This is a genomic window from Clostridium sp. (genome assembly GCF_051656525.1).
Lineage (GTDB): Bacteria > Bacillota > Clostridia > Clostridiales > Clostridiaceae > Clostridium.
Map to the genome: position 1 here is coordinate 1 of NZ_JBOGCC010000191.1, position 7,855 is coordinate 7,855.

The window sequence follows — 7,855 nt, forward strand, 5'->3', positions numbered from 1 at the left end:
TAATAGAGGAAAATAATATACAATTAACATTAAGTGAGAAAAAAACACCAGAGCTTTGGCATAGTATAGTTGGACCTATAGTAGCTAAGGAGAAGTTTAATATAAATGATGAAGAGATATTAAGTGCAATAAGATTTCATACAACAGGAAAAGAAGATATGAGTCTTTTAGATAAAATAATCTATATTGCAGATATGATAGAACCATCAAGAGTTTTTGATGGAGTGGGTGAAATAAGAAAAGAAGTATTAGAAAACCTAGATAAGGGTGTTTTAGTAGGGATGAATCACACAATAAGTTTTCTATTAAGTAAAAATGGTATGATTGAGGAAAATACAATAAAAGCAAGAAATTATCTTTTAGATGAATTACTTTAAAAATTTATGAGGTGAATAATGATAGGGGATAAAGACAATAGGGGAAAAAGACTAGAAAGAAAACTTTCAAAGGAAGAAGAATTAGCTAGAAAAAAGCGAATAGCAAAGAGAAATGATAATATGCGAAAGGGTCAAAGGAAGATTCCAATAAATGACCCAAGAAGAAAAGTTAACTACGTAACAGATGAAGAAAAGGTAAAAAGGGAGTTTGAAAGACAAAGAAGAATTTATGAAGAAAATTTAGATGAAGATTTATTTTTAGGAGAAGACGAAAACTTCTTTGAAGAAGAGAAAAGAAATAGAAGTACTAGAAATGGTGAAAATAATAGAAATGATGGTAAAGCAGCACCTAGAAATAGAAATGAAGGGAATAAAAGTACAACTAAGAAGAAAGTTAAGAAATCTAAAACGATAAAGGCAAAAAAGAAATCTAATGGAAATAAAATAAAAGTGAAAACTATACTAAAAATTATTGGAGTAATATTACTTTTATTTATAACATTTAATATTTTTAGTGTTATGAAAACTATATCTAAAATAAGTACTACAGATATGATAGCACCAAAGGTTGTTAGTATGGATAGTACAGTAAATATTCTTCTACTTGGAATGGATGTTGGAAATGTAAAAGATCCAAATGATAACTCATTAAAGAGAACAGATACTATAATGGTCTTAAACTTTAATCCAAGTACTAAAAAAGTAAAGGTTGTTTCAATACCAAGAGATACAATGATAGATATAAATGGACGCAGATGGAAAATTAATGCGGCATATCCTGTTGGTGGAGAAGAAGAGATAGTTAAACAAGTAGAAAAGCTTTTACAGATAAATGTAAACTATGTTGCTAATGTAAACTATACAGCATTTAGAGATTTTATAGATGCAATTGGTGGAGTTACAGTAAAAATAAAATATGATATGGATTATACTGATAAGAGCCAAAATCTTAGAATTAAATTTAAAAAAGGAACTACAGAACATCTAGATGGAAAGAAAGCAGAAGAATTTTTTAGATGGAGAAAAAATAATGATGGAACAGGTCTTGCGATGGGTGACCTTGGAAGAATTGAAAACCAGCATGAATTTATGCAAGCTGTAGTAAAGAAGTGTACAAGCCCTATGATAATTTTAAAAATTCCAGATATTTTAAAAGTTATAGAGAAAAATGTTAAAACTAATATGAGTGGAACTAGAATGCTTAGATATGCATTAAAACTTATATCAGTAAAAGATTTTGAAATGACAATGGTAAAAGGTACACCACAAACTATAGCAGGACAATCTTATTATGTTTTTAGTGAAGAAAAGAATAAAGCATTAATACAAAGTCTTAAGCAGGGGGCTGAAGAGCCACAAAAAGGAAATACTTCAAGTGGGAAAGTATTAAAAGGAAATATAAAGGTTAAAATAGTAAATACAACAACAAAAGCGGGACTTGCAGCTAATTATAAGACAACTTTAGATAGAGAAGGTTTTAAAACTGTAGATATTGGAAGTGTAGAAAATAATGTAGCTAAAAAGACATATGCTTTAGTTAAAAATAAAGAGATAGAAAAAGAAGTAAAGAAAGATTTAGTTGGAATAAGTGAGTATAAAATTATGGGTGGAAACTCACCATATAAAGACTATGATTTAGTTATAATGCTTGGATTAGATACAAACTAAAGGAGGCAGTAATGAACGCATTAGAAAAAAAGGTAGATGAAAAATTTAATGGATTAAAAATAAGAGAATTTTTAAAATCAGAGATGGAACTTTCATCTAGACTTATAAGAAAATCATCAATAGAAAAAAGAATACTTGTAAATGAAAAGCCTGTTAAAATGGACTTTAAAATAAAAAGTGGAGATAACATAAAAGTTATCCTAAACAGAAAAGAAACACAGGATATAGAACCTGAAGATATAGATATTGAAGTAGTATATGAAGATAGTAATCTTTTAGTATTAAATAAAAAACCATTTATGGTAGTACATCCAACAAAAAGCTATCAAAGTGGAACACTAGCAAATGGTGTAATGAATCACTTCAAAAAAACAAATCAAGATTGTATAGTAAGACTTGCAAATAGATTAGATATGAATACATCAGGACTTGTAATAGTGGCTAAAAATCAGTTTGCACATATGTCAATATCAAATGCAATGCAAAAAAATGAAGTAACAAAAAAATATCTAACAGTAGTTCATGGAAATCTTGAAAAAGAAGAGGGAACAGTAGATGCACCAATATATAGACAACCTGAAGTAGATGGAAAATCACCATTAGAAAGAATAGTAGATAAAAGAGGACAAAGAAGTATAACACACTATAAACTAGTTAAAAAGCTTCAAAATGCCTCACTTGTAGAATGTACCCTAGAAACAGGTAGAACACATCAAATAAGAGTCCATATGGCTCATTTAGGACACCCTATATATGGAGATACTCTATATGGAATGGGCGAAGAAGAAAAAGACCTTATAGAAAGGCAAGCACTTCATGCTTATAGCTTAGAATTTGAAGAGCCAAAAGATAAGAAGAGAGTTAAGCTTGAAGCGAAGCTTCCAGAAGATATTGAGAGGTTAGTTAAGAATTTAGAATTTAAAATTGAGAATTAGGGGGAATCGCAAGGGATTCTTTGGGGCTCAAAAATTGCCTAGTGGCAAATTTTATTGCCAGAAAGTGTTTTTGGTTAAGAGGTTAGAGGGAATAGTTAAGAGTTTTAAGGGGGAGCTGCAGGCAGCTCCTTTTTTGATATACATAACTCGTAATTCTAACTTTTTACTTCTTAACTAAAAAAACTCGCCTAAAGCGAGTTTTCTCCATAATTCTAAATTCTTTATTATCTCAAATTGTTGAATTTTTGTTTTCTTTTTAAATTTTCCCAAAGCTTTTTTCTATCTCTTTTATTTTTCTTTGTTAGTATTATTTTTATTATTATAGTTAAGATAATTATCGTTGAAAGTAGTATTCCGAAGGCAGTGCTTGGGTTATTTTGGGAGAATTCTTTTATACCTATGAAGATGTTGTAGTTTCTGTCAGTAGTGCTTATGATATTCACTTCTCCAATTGGAATGTTATTTTCTAGTATTTTTGCAGAAGTTATTATTTCACCTTTTTTTAAGGATTTTGTTTTTATGTCTGCTGGTAAGTCAAAGTTTAGTTTTGTTTCTATGTTTTCAGCAGTTTTGTTTTTCGTGTATATGAAGTCTTTTTCTACTGATAAAGGAATAGAGGTAGTTTTTGTTAAAGGTATTTCTTCTATTATATCCCCAGTAGAGTAGAGTTTTATATTGTCTGTATTACTGAATCCATATTCTAAAAGTGCTGCCATATCTTTGTAGTTTTGATTTTTGTCTTCTGCTTTTATGAATGAGCCTATAAGTGTACGTCCGTTTTTTCTTGCAGCTACTGTAAAGGTATGTCTTGCGGCTATTGTGTAGCCACTTTTACCAGCAATTGTGTGCTCATAGTAAAGTTTTGAATTTTTATCAATTAAAGAGTTATGATTGTTTACTATTCTTTCAAATCCATCTAAGTTACTTTTTGGAAGTTTTTTAAATGGAATTGTTGATATTCTTATGAAATCATCATATTTTATAGCGTCTCTCATTATTAATGAAAGGTCATGTGTTGTTGTAAGATGGTTTTCATTAGGTAAGCCACTTGGGTTTTTGAAGTTTGTGTTTGTACAACCAAGTTCAGAGGCTTTTTTATTCATAAGTTCTGCAAATTTTGTTTCTGAACCTGCAACATGTTCAGCTAAAGCAAGGGCACAGTCATTTCCTGACTCTAGCATAAGTCCTGTTAAAAGGTCTTCAACTGAAAAAATCTCACCTTCCTTCAAACCAATCGAACTTCCATCAGCATAAGGAGGATTTTTTCCAATTTTAACTTTGTCATGTAAGTTAGCATTTTCAAGAACAATTAATGCAGTCATCACTTTTGTTGTAGATGCAGGAAAGTATGGTTTATCAGAGTTTTTTGAATAAACTATTTGACCTGTATCTCCATCTAAAATTAAAGCTGACTCTGCTGAAATTTTAGGTGGCTTAACTTCTTTTGCATATGCAATTTTTATTGGAACTACTGTATTAAGAAGTAAAATAGCACCTAAAATAAAAATTGTGTAGAACTTTTTTCCGTGTTTCATTGAAAATCTCCTTATGATAAAAATATTTCTCCATAATATATTAACAGAATATTCATTTAAATTCCATAATTATGTATATTTTTTGAAAGAATAATTGGAAAGTTTTAAAATTTGATATTTTTTTAAGATGTTGTACAATGATATTATAAGTAAATTAAAGAAAGGTTGTGACTTACATGATAAAATTAACTAATTACGCAAAAACTGGTGGCTGAGCAGCTAAAATAGAGCCGGGTGCTCTTTCAGATATACTTAGAAGTATTCCTAAAATGGAGGATTCTAATCTTTTAGTTGGAATAGATACTTCAGATGATGGTGCTGTATATAAATTAAGTGATGATATAGCCCTTATTCAAACACTAGACTTTTTTACACCAATAGTTGATGATCCATATACGTTTGGTCAAATAGCAGCTGCAAATGCTTTAAGTGATGTTTATGCCATGGGTGGAGATCCTAAGGTAGCATTGAATATAGTTTGTTTCCCAAATTGTTTAGACAAAGAAATTTTAGGAGAAATCTTAAAAGGTGGAGCAGATAAAGTTTTAGAATCAGGAGCTGTTGTAATAGGAGGTCATTCTATCCAAGATGAAGAGCCTAAGTATGGGCTTTCAGTTTCAGGTGTAGTTCATCCAAGTAAGGTATTAAAAAACTGTGGTTCTAAGAAGGATGATATTTTAATTCTTACAAAGCCTTTGGGAACAGGAATTATAACTACTGCAAGTAAAGCAGAAATGGCGTCAATAGAAGCTATGAATGAAGGAATTAAATGGATGTCTCTTTTAAATAAATATGCAGGTGAGGTTGTACGTAAGTATGATATAACAGCATGTACAGACATTACAGGATTTGGACTTATGGGGCATTTAAATGAAATGTCAGAAGGCTCTAATATGTCTTATGAACTTTATAAGGATAGTATTCCATATATAAAAGAAGCTAGAGAATATTCTAATATGGGATTACTTCCAGGTGGGGCAACTAAAAATAAAAATTATATAAAAGATAAGTTTATTTTAGAAGATGTAGAGAAATGGATTGAAGATGTTTTATTTGATCCACAAACATCAGGTGGTCTTTTAGTTAGTTGTAGTAAAGAAACAGCAGAAGATATGTTAAAAGAATTTAGAGAAAAAGATATAAAAGCATGGGTCATTGGAAAATGTATAGAAAAAACTGATGTGAACATAATAGTAAAATAGAAACTCCCCTTAGGGAGTTTTTCTTTTGCAAAATTAATAAAAACTTAGAACTTAAAAATGATGAATAAGTTATAATGAAGTAGCAAACCTTTAAAAAAGTAAGATTGAATGATATAATAGACACAAATTGTTAAAAAATATGAAAATATATTAAACAATCTTAGGGGGTAAAAGAAAATGGGTAAAAAGAGAATAATAAGTCTTATTATAGGGGGATTTGCTGTAGTAGCATTAATGGGTTGTGGTGCTAAAGTAGAAGAAAATAAGGCAGAAGAGAAAGCTCAAAGCAGAATGGTTGGAGAAAATTCAAGGGGAAGTAATCTTCAAGGGGAATGGGCAAATAAGTCTTACACATATGAAACTTTTAAGGAAGAAGGATTAAAGCTTTCTAAAAAGGTTAAGAATTTAAGTGAAGAGTTTGGTCTTTCTGTTAAAGAAGATGAAAAGGTTCAAAACATAGATGGAATTACTGCAAATATAAAATCAATTTATGTAGAGAATGAAAATCCAGAAGAAAATAAGTTAGAAGGTATGAATTTTTCCACAGAATTCTTAGGAGAATCACAAGAAGGTGGAAAATTTGTTCTTAAAATGTCACTAAAGTTTAATGGAGAAGGTGCAATAGAGGCTAATTCATTTAATTTAGGAGATACTTCACTAGCTAAATATGCAAGTATATTAATAGGTGAAGAAAATAGAGATTACACAGGCATTAACGAGAAAATATTAGGCATAATAAAGAGTGACTCGCCAGATGGAATTATAGAAGATTCCATAAATGGACTTCATGAAGAAATAGCAGTTAGTAAAGAATATTTAGTATATACATTAACTACTAAAGAATTTCAGTTTGAAGAAAGTGATGCTCCTTTAGAATAGCCTTTTAAAATAGGAGGTACTATAAAAATGAGTAGTATTGATGAAAACAAAGGTCTTAAGAGTGATGAGGAAATCATCAAAGAAGAAAAAGAAATGGAACAAAAAATTGTAGAAGAAAACAGAGAACAAGCTAGGGAAAAGAAGATTGAAAAAGAAAAAGAAGAATTAGAAATAGAAGAAAAAGTAGATGAACAAGAAGAAGAGAAAACTAAAGAAGAAGTTATGAAAGAAGAAATAAAAAATGAACTAAGAGAAGAGATTAGAAAAGAGTCAAATGCAATTGATGAAAATCCTTCATTTGGGAAAAGGTTATTTGCATCACTCCTAGATCAAGCAATAGTATTTGGTATATCAGCACTTGCAATAGTTGTATTTAGTATATTAATAGGAATAGCTGGATATGAAATAATAAGTGGAATGGAAAGTGTATTATTATTAATAGCATATATAATATTAAATATATTATACTTCCCAGTAATTGAATCAAATAAAGGAAGAACAATAGGAAAAAGAATATTAGCAATAAAATAATAGAAATGAGGAAAAAAGCTTTATGGCAAGAAGAAGAGGAAAACCTGTAGAAATGATTGTGAAAATAGAAAAAACTGAATTTCCATCAGTAGGAGTTTCACAATTTGAAGGAAGAAAAGTAAATGTGAAAAACTGTTTCCCAGGACAAGAAATAAAAGGATTAGTTAAAAGAAAAAGAGAAGGATTTATTGATTTAAAGCTTGTAGAAGTTTTAGAGAAGGCACCTTATGAAATAGATGCAAAATGCCCTCACTTTGGAGTTTGTGGTGGATGTTCATCACAAAATTTAACTTATGAAAAGCAGGTAGAACTTTTAAGAGAAGAAGTCTTAGAATTATTCAAAAATGCAGAAGTAACAACTGGAGAATATGAAGGAGTTACAGGAAGCACAAAGCAATGGGAATACAGAAACAAAATGGAATTTACCTTTGGAGATATGGAAAAAGGTGGAGAACTTTGCCTTGGAATGCATATGAAAGGGAAAAGCTTTGGAGTATTAACAGTAGAGCATTGTAATATTATTGATGAAGACTTTAGAAATATTCTTAAAGTAACAGTGGATTTCTTCAAAGATAAGGGATTAGATTACTACAGAATAATGAGAAGAACAGGATTCCTAAGACATCTAGTAATAAGAAAAGCAGAAAACACAGGAGAAATCATGGTAAACCTTGTAACAACAACACAGGAAGACTTTGATTTAAAACCTTGGGTAGAAGCTATAAAAA

The 7,855-nt window shown here is 29.9% G+C and carries 7 protein-coding genes and 1 pseudogene; 7 read left to right on the top strand and 1 reads right to left on the bottom strand.

Annotated features, from left to right (window positions below):
- The 3 genes from yqeK to ACRDDY_RS09490 form a co-directional block, all read left to right on the top strand.
- The coding region (gene yqeK / locus ACRDDY_RS09480; protein ID WP_438564708.1) for a bis(5'-nucleosyl)-tetraphosphatase (symmetrical) YqeK at nucleotides 1-377 on the top strand (377 nt) is incomplete at its 5' end.
- 18 nt (nucleotides 378-395) lie between these two features.
- Nucleotides 396-2,045, top strand: coding sequence for an LCP family protein (locus ACRDDY_RS09485; RefSeq protein ID WP_438564709.1), 1,650 nt, complete (start codon nucleotides 396-398; stop codon nucleotides 2,043-2,045).
- Nucleotides 2,046-2,056: 11 nt separating this feature from the next.
- Nucleotides 2,057-2,980, top strand: a complete 924-nt coding sequence (locus tag ACRDDY_RS09490) for an RluA family pseudouridine synthase (protein ID WP_438564710.1) — start codon at nucleotides 2,057-2,059, stop codon at nucleotides 2,978-2,980.
- A 224-nt stretch (nucleotides 2,981-3,204) separates the two neighbouring features.
- Here the strand turns inward: ACRDDY_RS09490 and ACRDDY_RS09495 are convergent, their stop codons facing one another.
- Entirely contained in the window at nucleotides 3,205-4,515 is a 1,311-nt protein-coding gene (locus ACRDDY_RS09495; RefSeq protein WP_438564711.1) for a D-alanyl-D-alanine carboxypeptidase family protein, read from the bottom strand.
- A 176-nt stretch (nucleotides 4,516-4,691) separates the two neighbouring features.
- Here ACRDDY_RS09495 and selD point away from each other — a divergent pair, with 176 nt between their 5' ends.
- The 4 genes and pseudogenes from selD to ACRDDY_RS09515 all read left to right on the top strand — a co-directional run.
- Nucleotides 4,692-5,717, top strand: a complete 1,026-nt coding sequence (selD, locus tag ACRDDY_RS09500; protein ID WP_438564712.1) for a selenide, water dikinase SelD — start codon at nucleotides 4,692-4,694, stop codon at nucleotides 5,715-5,717.
- A gap of 177 nt (nucleotides 5,718-5,894) precedes the next feature.
- Nucleotides 5,895-6,596 (top strand): hypothetical protein, encoded by a 702-nt coding sequence (locus tag ACRDDY_RS09505; protein WP_438564713.1) that lies wholly within the window; start codon nucleotides 5,895-5,897, stop codon nucleotides 6,594-6,596.
- 27 nt (nucleotides 6,597-6,623) lie between these two features.
- Nucleotides 6,624-7,127: an RDD family protein gene (locus ACRDDY_RS09510; protein ID WP_438564714.1), complete on the top strand. Its 504-nt coding sequence runs from the start codon at nucleotides 6,624-6,626 to the stop codon at nucleotides 7,125-7,127.
- Between the two features lie 22 nt (nucleotides 7,128-7,149).
- Nucleotides 7,150-7,855, top strand: a pseudogene (locus tag ACRDDY_RS09515) (23S rRNA (uracil-5-)-methyltransferase RumA); the annotation flags it as partial.